Consider the following 17,671-nt stretch of genomic DNA (forward strand, 5'->3'; position numbering starts at 1 on the left):
TCGCGGACTTTCTATCTGTGATTTATTTGCTAACTTTAGTGCTTAAAACACGCAACTAATCTTATACAACAACGTTGGCAACAAGCTCTCACTCAAAACCGAAAAAGACAATATGAATGAAACAAAATATAAAAAATGGTCCTTTAGATTACTAATCTATTTGATAATAATTAATGTACTAGTAGCATATTTAGTAATGAATTTTGCTGTTGGATTTCACGATGTTGGAAGATTTGAACAAAATATTGGAATTTTATCCCTTGTTGCGAATCTGATTTTAATTGTTGGAATACTATTTACTATTTTAAGTATAAAAAATAAGGAGCAAAAAAATTATCAATACTATTTTTCAATTATTGGATATCCAATATTTCTAATTCTTACATTGGTTTCAATATTTTCAAATTTTTAAATAAAAAACTAATAACATATTTCGAAACAAGTCGAAAAATGAAATACGTATTCAACATATTGCTTCTGATTTTAACTTTGATTTCGTGCAAAAACCAATCAGAATTGAAAACAGAAATTGCTCAAATTGAGGAAATTGAATTGATTAAAATAACACAAACAGACTCAATATCTGAATTATGGAATATTTTAGTTTTCGAAAAAGGCGGTTGTTTAGGCGGAGAACAGTATGTAAATGAAACGGAATTTAAAAGAGAAGAAAAACTACTTGTTTTCAGCCAAACGGAATGGAAAAAATTCTCGGATAACGACAAGGGAAAACTGACTGAATTTCTAATTACAAAACTTTCTGACACAACAAAAACGAAAGTCCATACTTGCCCATTTTTTGGAGCAACAAATGGAGAAATGGCTGTTTATTCACTTCAGCACATTCACAAAAAAAATTGGTTTGATTTTTCGGAGTTTAAAGAATATAAAGACAAGGAATATAAAAGCGCAACTGAACAACCGCAAATGTGGTTACAGAATCTATTGAAAAACGAAACCGACAGAGAAAAATTAGCGGAATTGTTTAAAAACGAACTGAAAGAATAAAAGCCAGTTGCCAACAATGTATAACCGCAATTACGGCGGATTCGACTACGTCCGAATCCACTCGGAATTGCTAACTTCAGTGCTAAACAGAAAATCATTAACTTTAATCCCGTAACTGACGGTTATACGAGACCGTTGGCATTAATATGAAGGAAATCCTAATAATATTACTAATCGCTTTTACAAAAATGAATTTTTATTCTCAAGAATATCAATTTGTTAAAGCGGATAATGGATTAATCGTAAGAGAAAATGCAGACAAAAATTCTAAAAGATTAGGAAAACTAGTTTATGGTTCAGAAGTTTTGATAACTAAAAATACTGGCAAAAAACTTGAATTAGAAGATGAAGGAAAAATTATAAAAGGAGAATGGGTGAAAATAGAAGAAATGGACGGAGAACTCCAAGGCTTTGTTTTTAGTGGTTTTCTTACAACCAGAAGATTAAGCAAAAAAATTGAAATAAAATTTAAAGATTTCATTTTTGAAATTCCTGTAAACGTAATAGATGCTGAAAAATTAGGAAACAAAACACATTTTGAGAAAGCGATTATTGAGGTTGACATAGGAGATTCTCCTGAAGGAAACAAAATAAAAATCTATCAATCTAAATATAGTGAGGTTGAAATATTTCAACAGTATGAAACAAGCATTACTATTATGAATGAGGGACCTCATTGTGATTTGTTTGATTGGAAACATTTTTATTCTGAATGGGAAAAAATTCCTTTCAATTCAAAAGGTAATTATTTTTATTCTCTAAATTATAACACAACTGAAAATGAGAGATTCATTAATATTAGTGTTGAGGAACTAAAAAAAGAAGTAAAACACAGTTGTGGAGAAAACTGGTTTGAATTAATAAAAAATATCAAAAAAGTTAATGAATATCCAAGTGGAGTTTCAATAAGCAGAATTCTATTTAAAATTATTTTAACAGATAAAAATGGAGAAAAAAATGAAAGAGTTATTTCTTTTGAAATACCACTGGGATGTTAAAAAATACTAATGCCAACAGTGTATAAACTTTATTGCTGCTAAATTTTTCCTTCGGAAAAATACGCAGACACAAAGTTGTTTAATATTTTGCTTATTTTTAGCACAACAAAAACGCAACAAAGCTTATACCAAAACGTTACCCAACATTTGAAAAATGTACTTTCCTGAAATAGGTTGACTAAAAATTAAGCAATTATTATTTCCAAAATGTACGCTGCTTATTCAACTCTTCTTCTTGTTTTAAATATTCTTCTGCTTCTTTAGGCGATAATACTTTTAAAAATGATGGATGTTGCTCAATAGCATATTCAATTTTGGTAACAATTTCAGCTATATCTTCGTTTTCGTAATCAATTTCTAAAGGCTCTTTAATTACCATAGATTGCAATACATTTTTCCTTTTTATGCTCAATCCTTTTTTATCAAAAGAACGTCTAAAACCATCAATTACAATTGGTACAACTACCGGTTTAAATGTTTTAATAATGTGCGCAGTTCCTCTTCTAATGGGCTTAAAAGGTGTTGTAGTTCCTTGCGGAAAAGTAATTACCCATCCATCTTTTATTGCTTTACCAATATTAGAAATATCAGAATTTTTTACTTGCCTGTTTACATTTTTACCAGCACTTCTCCATGTTCTATCAATAGAAACGGAACCTGCGTAAGCAAATATTTTTGGTAATAAACCAGCGCGCATAGTTTCACCAGCAGCTACAAAATACACATTAAGTTTTGGATTCCAGATATAACCAATATTTTTTATACTATCATCTCTACCACTCAAAGAAGCATTAAAAACATGAAACATTGCAGCTACGTCTGCAAAATAAGTTTGATGATTAGAAATGAATAATACATTTTTGTCTGGTAAGTTTCTTAATATTTCAGACCCCTCTATTTTAAGATTATTAAACTTTCTATAACGTCCATGTGAAATGATTCCGAAAAGACGTATAATGAACTTTTTTATGAATAAATAATGTCCAAAAGGATTCCTTTTAAATAAGGGCATTTATATTAGGTTTTTCTTGGTTTAGCTAACAAAATTACAAAACAATTTAAGAATTTGCTATTTTAACAGTTCTTTAATTTCAGATAACATCATTCCTGTAGCTCCCCAAATAATATGATTATTGATGTTAAAACAAGGAACATCGATATTTTTCATGTATGAGGTAGATAAATTTACTGTGGTTAAATGTGTATCATTCAACAAGTCTGTAAGCAAAATTTCTATAGTATTAGCCACTTCGTGATTAAGTATAAATTTTGGTCTTTCAGTTACATACCCCATAAAAGGTGTAGCTAAAAAATTACTTGGTGGTATGTAAACATCTGTTAATTCTCGTATTATTTCTACGGATGTTGAGCGAACTCCAACTTCTTCCCAAGTTTCTCTTAAAGCAGTTTCTTCTAGATTTTTATCTCTTTTTTCAATTTTACCTCCAGGAAAACTGATTTGAGCAGAATGTGTGCCTTTATAACTGGCTCTTTGGGTTAAAAGTAAAGTTGTTCGGTTTTTATCATTTGGATAAAATAATGCCAAAACTGCAGCTTTTCTAGGATTATTAGCCGCTATTTTTTCTTTATCAAATTTTAAGCGCAGTTTAGGTGCCATAATCAATTGTACGTCTAAACCACCTAATTTTGTTGACTTTATGTTATCAATTTTATCCTTAAACTCTTTAAAATCCATTTTGATTAATTACTTTTAACAAACTTAGCCCATTCTAATACAAGAAATTATTTTTTGGCAAGAATTTTGAACTTACAATAATATGAATAAAAAATACAAAAAATTAATCTACAGTATCGCTTTAGATGCTGTTGGCCTTATACCTGTTCCGTTTTTAGATTTTGCTTGGGCACCAATTTCTAGTTATGTAATGACAAGAATGTACAAAGGCACAAAAGGTAAAATTGGAGGAATTATCAGTTTTTTCGAAGAAATTTTTCCATTTTCTGATATTATACCAACCTTTACATTAATGTGGATTTACACTTACATGATTAAAAATGGTGATGGTGAAAATGAAGAACAAGAAATAACAACTATTGATGTTTAATCTTTTTCTTTAAATAAGAACCCTAAGCCTAATCTGCTTAAAAACTTTTTTTCGAAAGCCCAAAAGAATTTAAACTGACCAAATAACCAACCTACAATTGGTAAAGTTAATTGATATATAGGAAAAATAAGTAAAATTCTAAGTGGCCAATACAACCAAGGATTTAATGTTTCTGGTGATAACCCTAAAAAAATGGTAACTGGTTTTGCAACCCAAGCAGCAAAAGAACCATTTACAGCAAATGCACAGAAAATAAAGAAAATAGACCAATTATTTTCTATACCCCATCTTTCTTTTAATTTATCCATTGTATTTTTTTTATTTTGCCGTTTTAGGTTTTCTAAACATTAACCAAACTCCTATTAAAACTAAAGGAACACTTAAAACTTGACCTGTATTTAAAGAATTGAAAACCCAATCTTCTCGTCCATCTACTTGTGCTTCTTTTAAAAATTCTATGAAAAAACGTAAAGACCATAAAACAATCATAAACAAGCCAAACAAATAACCTAATTTTTGTTTTTTATCGGTTTTCCAATAAAGGAACCACATTACAAAAAACAACGTTAAATAGCTAAATGCTTCATATAATTGTGTTGGATGTCTTGCTGCTGTTTCTCCTGCTCCTTTAAAAATTACTCCAAAATTGCTACCTGTTTCTTTACCGTAAATTTCTGAGTTAAAGAAATTACCAAGTCTTATAAAAAAGCCAGCTAATGCCACCATTATTGCCAAACGATCTAAAATAAATAACCAAGGTTTTTGCAAGTGTTTTTTAGCATAAAAATATAAAGCAATCGGAATTGCAATAGCTGCTCCATGACTTGCAAAACCGGTAAAACCTGTAAATTTCCATGATCCATCTATTTTCTTAAAAGGAATAAAAATTTCTAATAAATGATGCTGATAATAATCCCAACTGTAAAAGAAAACATCACCCAAACGCATACCAACTAACATCGAAATAAATACATACATAAATAATGTATCTAGTTTTTCTGCGGGGATTTTATCTTCAATATATATTTTTTTCATTAAGTGTAAACCCAATAAAAAAGCGGCAACAAACATTAAACTGTACCATCTAACTACAAAAAAACCTAGGTCAATTCCTAATGATGGATCCCACTCTATTGCTAAAAAATTCATATTTTATATTTTTTGTCATTGCGAATGTAATGAAGCAATCTCTAATTAAAAAATAGATTACTGTGTTATTCTTACTCGTAATTACATTTCAATTATTCTTTTTTTTCTGGAACAGGATCATAACCAGAACCTCCCCATGGATGACAACTAAAAATTCGTTTCAAAGATAACCAACCTCCATAAAATAAACCGTGTTTTTGTAAAGCTTCTATAGTATAATGCGAACAAGTTGGAGAATATCTACAAGTTGAAGGTGTATAAGGTGATATGGCTGCTTGATAAAAACGGACCAAAAATATAAATGGATATGAAAGTATTTTTTTCAAGGATTAAAGAATTAAGGAAATACAAATTAGTTCTCGATACAATTTCGATGAAAAATCGAAATCACTCGAACTGACATATTTATAATTATTTTAGTTAATTGAAAATGTTGTGCCTTCTTTACCATCTTTTAACTGAATTCCTAACTCAATTAACTCGTCTCTAATTTGGTCTGACAACCCCCAATCTTTATTTTCTCTGGCTTCTTTTCTTAGTTTAATTAACAGCTCCACTACTCCTTTTACTTTTTCAGAATTGTCTTGACTGGCTTCATTCATCAACCCTAAAACATCAAAAACAAAGGCGTTAATTGTGGTTTTAAATTCTGCTAAATCATCAGCAGTTAACGTGGCTTTCTTTTCTTTTATTTGATTAATCAATTTTACAGCTTCAAATAAATTTGATATTAAAATAGGTGTATTAAAATCATCGTTCATTGCTGCATAACAATCAGATTTCCATTTTTGCACATCAAAAGTAGAAGAATTACCTGCTGTTATTTTATCTAAATAAGAAATAGCTTCCATTAATTTAGAATGCCCTTTTTCTGAGGCTTCTAAAGCATCACCAGAAAAATCTAAGATACTTCTGTAATTGGCTTGCATGTTAAAAAAACGAACCACAGAAGCCGAAAATGCTTTTGGTAAAACGTCGTTTTCTCCTGTTAAAATTTCGTTTGGTAAAATAAAATTTCCTGTAGATTTAGACATTCTTTGTCCGTTTAAAGAAAGCATATTTGTATGCATCCAATAATTTACAGGTTTTACACCAGAACACGTTTTAGATTGTGCAATTTCGCATTCGTGATGTGGGAATTTTAAATCCATTCCTCCTCCATGAATATCAAAATTTTCGCCTAAATATTTTGTACTCATTACAGAACATTCTAAATGCCAACCAGGAAAACCATCAGACCAAGGAGAAGGCCAACGCATAATGTGCTTTTCATCGGCTTTTTTCCAAAGTGCAAAATCTTGTGGGTTTTTCTTGTCTGATTGCCCATCTAAAGTTCTGGTATTGTTTAATAAATCTTCTACTTTTCTACCAGATAGAATTCCGTAATTTTCTTTTTTATTGTATTCGTGTACATCAAAATACACAGAGCCATTTACCTCATAAGCAAATCCTTTTTCTAAGATTTCTTTAATCATTTCTATCTGCTCTACAATATGGCCAGTTGCAGTAGGTTCTATACTTGGTGGTAAAAAATTATAGTTTTTTAAAACATTATGAAAATCTACTGTGTAACGTTGCACAACTTCCATAGGTTCTATTTGCTCTAAACGTGCTTTTCTGGCAATTTTATCTTCTCCTTCATCTGCATCATTTTCTAAATGACCTGCATCTGTAATATTACGTACATAACGCACTTTATAACCTAAATGAAGTAGATATCTATACACAACATCAAAAAACATAAATGTTCTTACATTACCTAAATGGGCATTGCTGTATACTGTTGGTCCACAAACATACATACCCACATAACCTTCTGTAATTGGGTTAAAATCTTCTTTAGATTTTGATAATGAGTTGTAAACTTTAAGCTGATTTTCTTTATAGAGTTCCATTAAATAAGTGACTATTTATAGGGTTCAAAGATAGACACTTTAAGAAGAATAACGAAATGGAATTTGTTAGAAGTTTTGTAAAATAATAGATTATTATTTTATGGTAATTGTACTATAATCTGCTGTAACTATAATTACATTTTTTGTTGATGATGCATTAACTTTTTGTACTTGGGTATTTTCTAATTTAACTTTATTAACGTGATATTTAAATTTACTGGGTACTTTATCTAAAATGATAATAGCATCAGATTGACTTAAATTTAAATTAAACTCGCCAAAATTTGGATGAAAACTATCGATACTTAATTCGCCAAATTTGTTTGATAAACTTACATTGTTATTTACTTTAACTACATGTACACCAGACGAATTATTATTCATTGTGGTATTTGTAACTGATGCTATTTTAGCATCAGTTACATTGTTTAAAAATAAAGTACAAGCGTTTAAATTATTGATATTTACAGGAGAATAATCTATAGTTAATTCGCTTTTATTTAAGTTATTGGCATCAAAAGAACCATATTTTACATTACCACAAGCCACAGTATTTGGTAATTTTACTTTGCAATGGCGCGTATTTAAATTAAAAGTAGCCTCTTTTGGAACTTTAATTTCTAATCTTTTTTTGATGTTTATTTTTTTACCATTTATAATTACGTCATCATCTTCTGAGTTAAAACGGAACTTCATTTTTTTAAGCTCTTTTTTTGCTTTTTCTAATTCTTTTCGAATTTCTTCTTTATCCACTTTTTGAAATTCCTCTTTTACTTTTCTTAATTCCACTCTCATTTTTTCTTTAGATTCCGCCAATTCTTTGCGCATTTTCTCTTTGTCTAAAGAAAGTTTCTTTTTAAGTTTTCCATATTCTTTGGTTTTCTTAAAAGCTTCCCATTCTTCTTTCGAGTTAATTTCTATGTCATGATCATCGTCTTTCCATCTGAATTCATATTTACCATCTTTACCCATATTTTTATCTAAATCATCAAAAATATTATCAAAATCTAGATTTAAATCAAAGTCGAAATCAAAATCCATATCAGGTAAAACGATAGTATTAATTCCTGAAAAATCTACTTCTGGCATTTCAAAATCGAAATTCATATTATCAAAAAAAACAAAGTCGTTTTTAAAGTTAAAGGTATTATTGCCTTTAGAAGTAATTTTTACTTTTTTAGAGTTTCCTAAAGCTTCAAAGTTCCAGTTTTTAAAATACTTTTCTGCCTCTTCTTTAGAGATTCCTTCAATTTCTATAATAGCCTCTACTTGTACTTCATTTTTGTTCCAAGTGGTTACATTAATATCTGTATTCGATGCATTTATAGCAACTTCTACATCTTTATTGGTTTTAAAATTTTCGGTAAACTTTTTATCAAACTTTTGTGCAAATGTGGTTCCTAAAAAACCAACTGCAATACAAGTGATAATATGTTTATATAAGTTGTGTTTCATTTTGTGTAGTATTTAAATTTTTAAGTTCTTTTAATTGCTTTTTTAAACGTTGTAAAAGCTGTAAGCGTAATTGTAAATTACGAATTAGTGCATCTATAGTTGCGTCATTAACCCCATTTGTATTGAGCTCTTTGGTTAATGTTTTGTATTCTTTGGTAAGTTTTACGATCTTTATTAAATAGCCATCTACAATATCTTTATTTTCTTCTGATAAATCTAATTGACTAATTTCTAGATTAATACTATTTGTATAATAGGTTTCTATGGTATTAAATTCTGGTGATATATTACCTAAAGTTATTTCTTTAGTATGAGTTTTTGTAGGAATTTCTTCTATATTTTCTGATGGATAAAACTGAATACCCAAACTAACCAACAATAAAACTGAAGCTGCTATTGATAACCATAAAAAAGGCTTGTTTTTTGGTTTTGTTTGATGTAATTCTTGCTGTAATAAAGTTTCAAATTTATTATAATGTTTTTTTGATAATTCGATATTATCACCTTTAAAATCTTTTAATTTCTCTCTAATATCCTGCTGCATAACTCGTGTTTTTTAACTGTTCTTTCAATATTTTTTTACCTCTTAACAAATGAGTTCTAGATGTATTTTCTGTAATATTTAATACTTGCGATATTTCTTGATGATCATATCCTTCTATTAAATATAAAGTGAGCACCAATCTATATTTATCCTTTAAATTATTTATTTTTTTTACAATATCATCAACAGAAATAGTACAATCTACCTTCCAATTATCCTCATCCACTTTAGTGGTAACTTCTTCATTTATTGATACTAATTCTAATTTCTTTTTCTTTAAATAATCGATACTCTGATTAATTACAATTCTTTTTAACCAAGCCCCAAAAGGCACTTCATTTCTATAACTATTTATGTTTTTAAACGCCTTTATAAACGCTTCTTGCATAATATCTTCTGCCACACATTTATCGTTTACATATCTGTAGGATATGATAAACATTGCTTTACAATACAAATTATACAATTGCATTTGCGCTTTTGCATTATTGTCTTTGCATTGATCTATAATAGGTTGATGTAGTTGTTTGGTTGAACTCATTAATACTTTCTTGCCTTATAGACGATACTTTTTTAGCTGTGTTGCAAAAAACTTAAATTTATTTTTTAATCGTTTAAAACTTACACAAAGTAAGTGGTTAGAAAAAGTTTATTTACTTCACTAAAAATCGTAACCTCTTTGCATTTATTTTTTTAAATTTACATAATACCTTTTACAATGGATAAAAAACAATCTGCTTTGCAAGAAAAAAAAGGAGTTCCTCAACCAGAAACTACCAATTCTATAAGTGCAGAAAAAATAAAACTAAAAAGAGCTAAACAAAATTCTATAGACGAATTTGTTTCCAAAATTTTAGAAGGCAATATTCCTTTTTTAAGTAAAGCCATTACTTTAGTAGAAAGTACAAACCCAAAACATCAACAAAAAGCAAATGAGATTCTTAAACATTGTTTGCCTTACGCAAATAATTCTGTTAGAATAGGAATTACAGGTGTGCCTGGAGTTGGAAAAAGTACATTTATTGAAGCTTATGGAAAATCTTTAACCAATAAAGGTAAAAAAGTTGCGGTTTTAGCTGTAGACCCAAGTAGTTCTGTACATAAAGGTGCAATTTTAGGTGATAAAACTAGAATGGAACAACTAGTTACTGATAAAAATACATTTATCAGACCTTCTGCTTCTGGTTCTTCTTTAGGTGGAGTTGCGCAAAAAACAAGAGAAACCATTATTTTGTGCGAAGCTGCTGGTTTTGATACTATTTTGATAGAAACTGTTGGTGTTGGTCAATCTGAAACTTTGGTGCATTCTATGGTAGATTTCTTTTTACTTTTAAAATTATCTGGTGCAGGTGATGAATTACAAGGCATAAAACGCGGAATTATAGAAATGGCAGACGCAATAGTAATCAATAAAGCTGATGGTGATAATGAAAAAAATGCCAAAATTGCAAAAGTAGAATTCAATAGAGCTTTGCATTTATATCCTATAAAAGAAAACAATTGGCAACCCAAAGTACTTACTGCAAGCGCCTTAAATAATTTAGGAATTGATAAGGTTGATGAAATGATAAACAGTTATATTTCTCTTACAAAAGAGAATAACCATTTTAACATCAAAAGAAAAAATCAAAATAAATATTGGCTTTTGGCTACTATTGAGCAACAATTAAAAGATAATTTCTATAATAATGCTACTATAAAATTGGCTCTAAAAAAAGAAATAAAAAATTTAGAAGAAGGAAAAACAACTCCTTTTACTGCTGCTAAAAATTTGATCAATTTATCAAATTCAAAAGAAGAAAACACGTAAATATTTTTGAATTATAGCTTTGAAATTACATCAAAAGTTATACTATCCTTTTTGACCGTTCTTGACTGGCAAAAAAATATAATCTATATTTAATGCTGATTAAAATTATTCATTATCAAATAATGACAAAATGGTTACTTAATTTTTTAAAAATAAAATATATCATCCTCCAACTTCGGAAAATTTACTCATCATTTAAGGTACTATCTTTTTGTGAGTAAATTTTTTCTTTTTATTAGTTTTTAATAGAATAGGTAATTAAACCTCTAGGTATTTAGAAACAATCTCTTTAATTTTTCGGTTTAGATATTTTAAAGAATTGTAACTTGTATGTTCTAAAACAATAACTACTAAATCATCTTCTAAATAATTGGTAAGTGCAGTGCTAAAACCATTCCATTTTCCATAATGATAAATGTTTTTATCGTTATTTCTATCCAATCTAAAGCCAAAACCATAAGGTATTTTTTTACCATAAATGGTTTCTCCTTTGGTGTACATTAACTCTAAAGATTCTTTAGAAAGCAGTTGACCAGTATTTAAGGCATACGTCCATTTAAATAAATCGTCTGGAGTAGAATACACATTTTTATCACCAACAATGGCATCATTTATCGTATTTCCAATTTTTAAATGTCGCCAACCTCTGTACAAACGATAACCAATTAATTGATTTTTTCTTATAGTATCATTTTGATAACGATACACATAGGTATTTTTCATTTCTAAAGGATCGAAAATATTTTCTTTTAAAAATTCATTAAAAGGAACTCCAGAAACTTTTTCTACGATTGATGCTAAAACAAAATATCCGGTATTAGAATAATCAAAATTTCGACCAGGTTTAAAAAAACGTTGAGCTTTAGAAGTGGGTAATAATTCCATCAACTCTGTGTTTGTTGGTGGTCTATTTTCTTTCCATTCATGTTCTGCCACCCAAAAATATTTTGGCAATCCAGAAGTATGATTTAATAAATTTTTTATGGTGATATTTTTATAAGGAAAACTTGGAAAAAAAGTATTTACAGTGTCTGTTAATTGAATTTTACCCCTTTCTTTTAAAAGCATTATTGCAGCTGCAGTAAACTGTTTACTTACAGATGCTAATTGAAAAACAGACTCTTCTTTTAATGGAATTTTCTTTCTAAAATCTGTATACCCAACTTGATTTTTATAGACTATTTTCTTGTTTTTAGCTACCAAAACAGATCCATGAAAATCGTGCCTTTTGTTAATTCGTTTTAATAAAGAATCTAATTTATGGTTTACTTTTTTGGTAATTTCTTCAGGATAATATTCTACCGAAACTAAAGTTTTATCCTCTTTTTTATCAAGAATAACTTCTTTAGGCACTACCTTCTTTTCTTTTAACTCATACTTAGTATAAGTGAAAAAAAATGCTGTAACTATAATTAAGAAAGTAATGGATATCTGGTAAATATAATTTTTCAAGTAAATATTTTTTTACGAACAAATGTAAACATCATTATCAAATAAACAAAACCCTTGTTTTGGATAAAATTCTGTTTAATATTCGACTTACTATACAAGAATAACTATTACTTTTAAAAAATAGTATAAAAATGAAAATAAAAATTTTAAATTAAATTAACATTTTAATTTTCTGTAATACAAATAGTTTTATATCTTTATGAGCGAGAATGTTATAAAGTTAATGATTGATAAACATCATTTTTTAGCTATAAAATTATGAATACTTTCGGCTATTGGTAATTGTTCTTGTTTTAACTAAATCTTAAATTAAAAATTATTGTTTTAATGATTTAATAAATACAAGACAGTAATATTCATTTTAAAATATACCAATTATCTATAGTAAAATGTAAATAATCGTTACATAAATAGTAAAGAACATCTAAAGCAAAAAAAACTTTAAAATAACAACTAATTTTGCTTTGAGTAATAAATTAAATCTTAAAACCCCCTACTATGAAAACAAAATCAATTCTATTCCTTTTAACCCTAGTTTTACTTCAAAACTGTACACCTGAATTTCAAAACACACCTGAAGAACCTGTAGAATATGTTCAAGACGACATAACTACTTTAGTTGTGCCAGATGGACATGATTTAAGGCCTTTAGCCTTACAAAACACAAATATTAACTTATCTGAAAGCTCTCGTGCAGATTTGGTTAACATTAGAATATCTAAGATTGAAAATGATACGATATTATTGTATGAAGGTTTTATCGACAAAGAAAAATCGATTAGTAATGTTACTAAGATACCAAACCATATAGAATTATTATCTGTAAAAGCAGATTTAGCAACTGGTACTAGAGAATGGCTTGTTACGCCTAATGAATTACAAAGTATAAATATCGAAGACGAAGAAAGAGCTGATATAGAAGAAAGTAAAACAGCTGCCGATACTAAATTAAGTGCAAAATCTAATGACAATAATCCACCAACATGGAACTGTAATGATTACGCTGCATTTACTGGTAATGACGATGGTGATTATAGCATTTCAAACACCTCAACTCAAGGGTTAAATGTAGACAAAAACACAACCATTTATATTTGTGATGGAGGTTCATGGAGTCCATCTTATTTAAATGATAACAATAATAAACTTACAATTTATATTGCTCAAGGTGGTACACTAAAACTTACTGGAAATTTTAACTCAACAATTTATAATGAAGGTACTTTTAATGGTGTTAGCCTTGGTATGAATAAAAATAGTAAATTGGATAACTGGGGAACTACCAATATTACAGGTAGTTTAAATACAGATTGTAAAGACTTAAATGTTTATGCTGGTGTATTTAATGTATCTGGATCTTTAAATTTAAATAGTAATGGACATTTAGATAACGATGGTGGTCAAGTTAATATTGGTGGTCATCTTACTTCATCAGGAAAGTTACACAATAAGGAAAACTCAACATTAAACGTAGCTGGTAATTTTACTGTTAATTCTGGTGAGTTTAAGAATGAGTGTCAAACAATAATCTCAGGGATTTTTATCAACAATAAAATGGCCGAATTTAGTAATGCTTCATACACTGTTATTACAGGTGCCCTTATTAATAACTCTAATATTGATATTAAAATACAAGAGGGTTCTATTTTTAAATGTGCAAGCATTATGTCTAATGGTAAAATAAAAGGAAGTAAAGCGTATTCTATAATAGAAACTGGAAGTATAACTTTTAACGGAAATAATAGTTTTCAAGGAAACTTAGATATTTGTTCTGATTATTATACAGAAAGTATGGGTAAAAATGCAGTAATTAATACCTGCTCCACATTTGTTTCTTCAGGTACCTGTTCACCAGGTTTTAAAAATGCTATTGATAACGATAATGATGGAGTTGTTGCTGGCGTAGATGTAGATGATGAAAATCCAAATGTTTCTTCTTACAATTATCCGCAAGGAGAAAATAGTTTCTATACTTCTTTATATGAAGATTTATATCCATGTATGGGTGATTATGATTTGAATGATTTGGTACACAATTATAGCTATCAAGAAGGTGTAAATCAAAACAAAATTATTACAGAAATTAATTTTGATTATAAGTTTCCTGCAATGGGTGCTAATTTTAATAACAGCTTTGTGCTAAGAGTTATAGATGAAGATAATAATGCTGTTTTAAGCTTAAATAATTCTGATGCTTATTCTAGTAATGAAATTACAAGACTTCATGATGATCAAAACAGCACTACTTTGTTTATTTTTAACAACCTAAAAACAATTTATACAGACAATTCAGAAGCTATTATAAACACAGTTAATATAGATTATGATAGCATACCAGTAATTTCTGGAAAGGTTACCAACATTAATGGTGCTTACGATGAGTTTATATTAAAAAACGGACAAATAGGGCAAGAAATTCACCCTTTGTACAATTCGTTTCATAAAGACTATCCAGCTTTAAATAAGCCAACAATGTATAACGATTCTAGTAATTTCTTAAATTGTAGCGATAATTCTTCTGGCAATAGCCTTTTTGTAAATTCTAATAAATTTCCTTGGGTTCTTAATGATCTACCTATGGATTTACCATGGGCAATTGAAGGAGTTTCAATTTTAGAAGCTTATCCAAATTTTGATGATTTTGTAATCTCTAAACCAGATTTAGATTGGTATACAGACAAAAATGGTAACAGACAAAATGATAAATTAAAGAAAATAAACAAATAAAAAACACTTTAAAAAGCAACGCTATAAAATGATGATTACTTATATTTTATAGCGTTGCTTTTTTTAATTAGCTAATATTACTCCAAATTTTAGAAGTTTTTGTCATTCTTGTAAAAGCAGTTTTAATTGGTAAATTTACAGGTTTTGATAAGTTAGCATCTTCTTGCAAAATTTCAATTGCAGTATTTCTTGCAGAAACTAAAATCTGAGAATCCTTTACAACATCAGCAATTTTTAAATTTAACACTCCACTTTGTTGTGTACCCATTATATTTCCTGGTCCACGTAATTTTAAATCTACTTCAGCAATTTTAAATCCGTCAGAAGTTTCTACCATTGTTTTTAAACGTGTTTTAGCTTCAGATGACAATTTATAACTAGACAATAAAATACAGTAACTTTGGTCTGCTCCTCTACCCACTCTACCTCTTAATTGATGCAATTGACTTAAGCCAAATCGTTCTGAACTCTCAATAATCATAACACTTGCATTGGGTACATTTACACCCACTTCAATAACTGTTGTAGCCACCATAATTTGAGTTTCTGCATTTACAAAACGTTGCATTTCGTAATCTTTATCAGCAGGTTTCATTTTACCATGCACAATACTTATTTGATATTTTGGTGATGGAAACTCGCGAGAAATACTCTCATAACCATCCATTAAATCCTTATAATCCATAGCTTCAGATTCCTGAATTAAAGGATAAACCACATAAACTTGTCTGCCTTTTGCAATTTCATCTTTCATAAATTTAAAGACAGACAATCTGTTGCTATCAAAACGATGTACGGTTTTTACTTCTTTTCTTCCTGGTGGCAATTCGTCTATTACAGAAATATCTAAATCACCATAAACAGACATTGCCAAAGTTCTTGGTATTGGTGTAGCCGTCATTACTAAAATGTGAGGAGGCAGGTTGTTTTTAGACCAAAGTTTTGCTCTTTGTTTTACACCAAATCTATGTTGTTCATCGATGATGGCTATTCCTAAATTTTTAAATTTTACTTTATCTTCTAATAATGCATGTGTACCTATTAAAATATGTAAAGTTCCGTCTTCTAATTTTTGATGGATTTCTCTTCGTTTCTTGGTTTTTACAGATCCTGTTAAAATATCTACATTAATATCCATTTCTTGTAGCAATTCTGAAACTGCCATAAAATGTTGATTTGCTAATATTTCTGTTGGTGCCATAATTGTGGCCTGAAAACCATTATCTAAAGCCAACAACATTGTTAGTAATGCTACAATTGTTTTTCCAGAACCAACATCACCTTGTAAAAGACGGTTCATATGTGCACCAGAAGCTACATCTTTTCTAATTTCTTTTAATACTCTTTTTTGAGCATTGGTTAAGTTAAATGGTAGGTAATTTTTGTAAAAATTATTAAAATAATCACTCACATTTTCAAAGACAAAACCTTTTATTTTTGTTTTATTGATGAGTTTTTTTCTGACTAATTGTAATTGAATAAAAAATAATTCTTCAAATTTTAATCGATATTGTGCCTTGGCTAAATGCTCTTGACTTTTAGGAAAATGCACATTTAATAAGGCGTCTCGTTTTAACATCAACTTAAAATCGTTGATCATTTCTTGCGATAACGTTTCTTGAATTCCGTCGTAAACTTGTTGCAATAAACTCTGAATATAACCACGAATTAATTTATTTGATACTCCAGAATTGGTTAATTTTTCTGTGGATGGATAAACAGGTTGCATTTTAGTTTGCAGCTTTTTCTTGTATTCCGAAACCAATTCCATTTCAGGATGTGGAATACTAAAACTACCATTATAATGATTTAATTTACCATAAACTACATAAGGCACTCCAATTTTTAAAGCATCTTTTATCCATTTTTGACCTTTAAACCAAACCAATTCCATAGTTCCAGAAGCATCTTGAAAAGTGGCTACTAACCTACTTCCTCTTTTCTGCGCTACAGATTTTACATTGGTAATTTTACCTACAATTTGTACTTCAGAAGAATTGGGTTGCAAATCTTTTATGGCATAAAACGTAGTTTTATCTATATATCGAAAAGGAAAAAAATTAAGTAAATCGTTACACGATTTTATACCCAACTCTGTGTAAAACAAAGTGGCTCTTTGTACACTAATACCTTTTATATATGTAATTGGGTAATCTAAATTCAAGTTGATAAAAATATAAAAAACGAAAATACGCAAATGATTACATATTTTTATATTTCTTAAGTTATAAACAAAAAAGAGAGCTGATAAAACAGCTCTCTTTGAATCAATAGTTTTAAATTAATACCCCTAAAAATTATTTAAACCATTGACTATTTTTTTAATTTCTAAAAATAATTTTAGACGTTCCATAATCCGTTTCAGGAGATGTTACTTGTAATAACATAACCCCTGTTTTAACTTTAAAGTTATAGTCTATTTCATTTTTACCTGCATTCAATTGCGTTTTACCTTGGTAAATTACTTTACCAGTAACATCTGTTAAAGTAACAGTTGCTTCTGTATCTGTTTCACTGAATAATAATAAGTTTACATTTCCTTTAGATGGGTTAGGGTAAGCCATAAA

Annotated in this window: 18 protein-coding genes; 6 read left to right on the top strand and 12 right to left on the bottom strand. The window is 28.8% G+C overall.

What is annotated here, in order from left to right:
• The first annotated feature begins 112 nt into the window (after nucleotides 1–112).
• The 3 genes from ACWYN7_RS16720 to ACWYN7_RS16730 all read left to right on the top strand — a co-directional run bounded on the left by ACWYN7_RS16720 (nucleotide 113) and on the right by ACWYN7_RS16730 (nucleotide 2,006).
• A complete protein-coding gene (locus tag ACWYN7_RS16720; protein ID WP_462861120.1) occupies nucleotides 113–412 on the top strand; it encodes a hypothetical protein in 300 nt (99 codons plus the stop codon).
• A 104-nt stretch (nucleotides 413–516) separates the two neighbouring features.
• Nucleotides 517–1,008: a hypothetical protein gene (locus ACWYN7_RS16725; protein ID WP_462861121.1), complete on the top strand. Its 492-nt coding sequence runs from the start codon at nucleotides 517–519 to the stop codon at nucleotides 1,006–1,008.
• A 188-nt stretch (nucleotides 1,009–1,196) separates the two neighbouring features.
• Nucleotides 1,197–2,006: an SH3 domain-containing protein gene (locus tag ACWYN7_RS16730; protein WP_462861122.1), complete on the top strand. Its 810-nt coding sequence runs from the start codon at nucleotides 1,197–1,199 to the stop codon at nucleotides 2,004–2,006.
• Nucleotides 2,007–2,202: 196 nt separating this feature from the next.
• Here ACWYN7_RS16730 and ACWYN7_RS16735 read toward each other — a convergent pair whose 3' ends face one another.
• Both ACWYN7_RS16735 and ACWYN7_RS16740 read right to left on the bottom strand, forming a co-directional pair.
• Nucleotides 2,203–3,018, bottom strand: a complete 816-nt coding sequence (locus tag ACWYN7_RS16735; protein WP_462861123.1) for a lysophospholipid acyltransferase family protein — start codon at nucleotides 3,016–3,018, stop codon at nucleotides 2,203–2,205.
• A 57-nt stretch (nucleotides 3,019–3,075) separates the two neighbouring features.
• A complete protein-coding gene (locus ACWYN7_RS16740) occupies nucleotides 3,076–3,702 on the bottom strand; it encodes an NUDIX hydrolase (protein WP_462861124.1) in 627 nt (208 codons plus the stop codon).
• An 82-nt stretch (nucleotides 3,703–3,784) separates the two neighbouring features.
• On the opposite strand from ACWYN7_RS16740, the gene ACWYN7_RS16745 reads away from it, so the two are divergent.
• On the top strand, nucleotides 3,785–4,072 hold the full coding sequence (locus ACWYN7_RS16745) for a hypothetical protein (RefSeq protein ID WP_462861125.1): 288 nt from the start codon (nucleotides 3,785–3,787) through the stop codon (nucleotides 4,070–4,072).
• On the opposite strand, the gene ACWYN7_RS16750 is transcribed toward ACWYN7_RS16745, so the two are convergent.
• From ACWYN7_RS16750 to ACWYN7_RS16780, 7 genes are all read right to left on the bottom strand, one after another.
• Nucleotides 4,069–4,380, bottom strand: a complete 312-nt coding sequence (locus ACWYN7_RS16750) for a DUF6787 family protein (RefSeq protein WP_462861126.1) — start codon at nucleotides 4,378–4,380, stop codon at nucleotides 4,069–4,071. The two genes, ACWYN7_RS16745 and ACWYN7_RS16750, sit on opposite strands and share 4 nt — an antisense overlap.
• 10 nt (nucleotides 4,381–4,390) lie before the next feature.
• Nucleotides 4,391–5,221, bottom strand: a complete 831-nt coding sequence (gene lgt, locus ACWYN7_RS16755) for a prolipoprotein diacylglyceryl transferase (protein WP_462861127.1) — start codon at nucleotides 5,219–5,221, stop codon at nucleotides 4,391–4,393.
• Between the two features lie 92 nt (nucleotides 5,222–5,313).
• Nucleotides 5,314–5,547 carry a membrane protein insertion efficiency factor YidD gene (gene yidD, locus ACWYN7_RS16760; protein ID WP_462861128.1) on the bottom strand — a complete coding sequence of 78 codons (234 nt, stop codon included), beginning with the start codon at nucleotides 5,545–5,547 and terminating at the stop codon, nucleotides 5,314–5,316.
• A gap of 90 nt (nucleotides 5,548–5,637) precedes the next feature.
• Entirely contained in the window at nucleotides 5,638–7,116 is a 1,479-nt protein-coding gene (gene cysS, locus ACWYN7_RS16765) for a cysteine--tRNA ligase (RefSeq protein ID WP_462861129.1), read from the bottom strand.
• Nucleotides 7,117–7,209: 93 nt separating this feature from the next.
• Nucleotides 7,210–8,571, bottom strand: coding sequence for a hypothetical protein (locus tag ACWYN7_RS16770; protein ID WP_462861130.1), 1,362 nt, complete (start codon nucleotides 8,569–8,571; stop codon nucleotides 7,210–7,212).
• Complete coding sequence (locus ACWYN7_RS16775) at nucleotides 8,552–9,115, bottom strand: hypothetical protein (RefSeq protein WP_462861131.1); 564 nt, start codon at nucleotides 9,113–9,115, stop codon at nucleotides 8,552–8,554. Before ACWYN7_RS16775 ends, ACWYN7_RS16770 begins: the two co-directional genes overlap by 20 nt.
• Nucleotides 9,099–9,656, bottom strand: coding sequence for an RNA polymerase sigma factor (locus ACWYN7_RS16780; protein WP_462861132.1), 558 nt, complete (start codon nucleotides 9,654–9,656; stop codon nucleotides 9,099–9,101). The genes ACWYN7_RS16775 and ACWYN7_RS16780 overlap by 17 nt, the downstream gene beginning before the upstream one ends.
• A gap of 177 nt (nucleotides 9,657–9,833) precedes the next feature.
• Here ACWYN7_RS16780 and meaB point away from each other — a divergent pair, with 177 nt between their 5' ends.
• Nucleotides 9,834–10,925 (top strand): methylmalonyl Co-A mutase-associated GTPase MeaB, encoded by a 1,092-nt coding sequence (gene meaB / locus ACWYN7_RS16785; protein ID WP_462861133.1) that lies wholly within the window; start codon nucleotides 9,834–9,836, stop codon nucleotides 10,923–10,925.
• A gap of 258 nt (nucleotides 10,926–11,183) precedes the next feature.
• Here the strand turns inward: meaB and ACWYN7_RS16790 are convergent, their stop codons facing one another.
• Nucleotides 11,184–12,377, bottom strand: coding sequence for a serine hydrolase domain-containing protein (locus tag ACWYN7_RS16790; protein WP_462861134.1), 1,194 nt, complete (start codon nucleotides 12,375–12,377; stop codon nucleotides 11,184–11,186).
• Between the two features lie 498 nt (nucleotides 12,378–12,875).
• On the opposite strand from ACWYN7_RS16790, the gene ACWYN7_RS16795 reads away from it, so the two are divergent.
• Entirely contained in the window at nucleotides 12,876–15,104 is a 2,229-nt protein-coding gene (locus ACWYN7_RS16795; RefSeq protein WP_462861135.1) for an LruC domain-containing protein, read from the top strand.
• 67 nt (nucleotides 15,105–15,171) lie between these two features.
• On the opposite strand, the gene recG is transcribed toward ACWYN7_RS16795, so the two are convergent.
• Together recG and ACWYN7_RS16805 are read right to left on the bottom strand one after the other, a co-directional pair.
• Nucleotides 15,172–17,268, bottom strand: a complete 2,097-nt coding sequence (gene recG, locus ACWYN7_RS16800; protein ID WP_462861136.1) for an ATP-dependent DNA helicase RecG — start codon at nucleotides 17,266–17,268, stop codon at nucleotides 15,172–15,174.
• Nucleotides 17,269–17,425: 157 nt separating this feature from the next.
• A partial coding sequence (locus ACWYN7_RS16805; RefSeq protein ID WP_462861137.1) for a T9SS type A sorting domain-containing protein occupies nucleotides 17,426–17,671 on the bottom strand: 246 nt, incomplete at its 5' end.

The sequence above is a fragment of the Polaribacter sp. M10 genome (genome assembly GCF_054968445.1).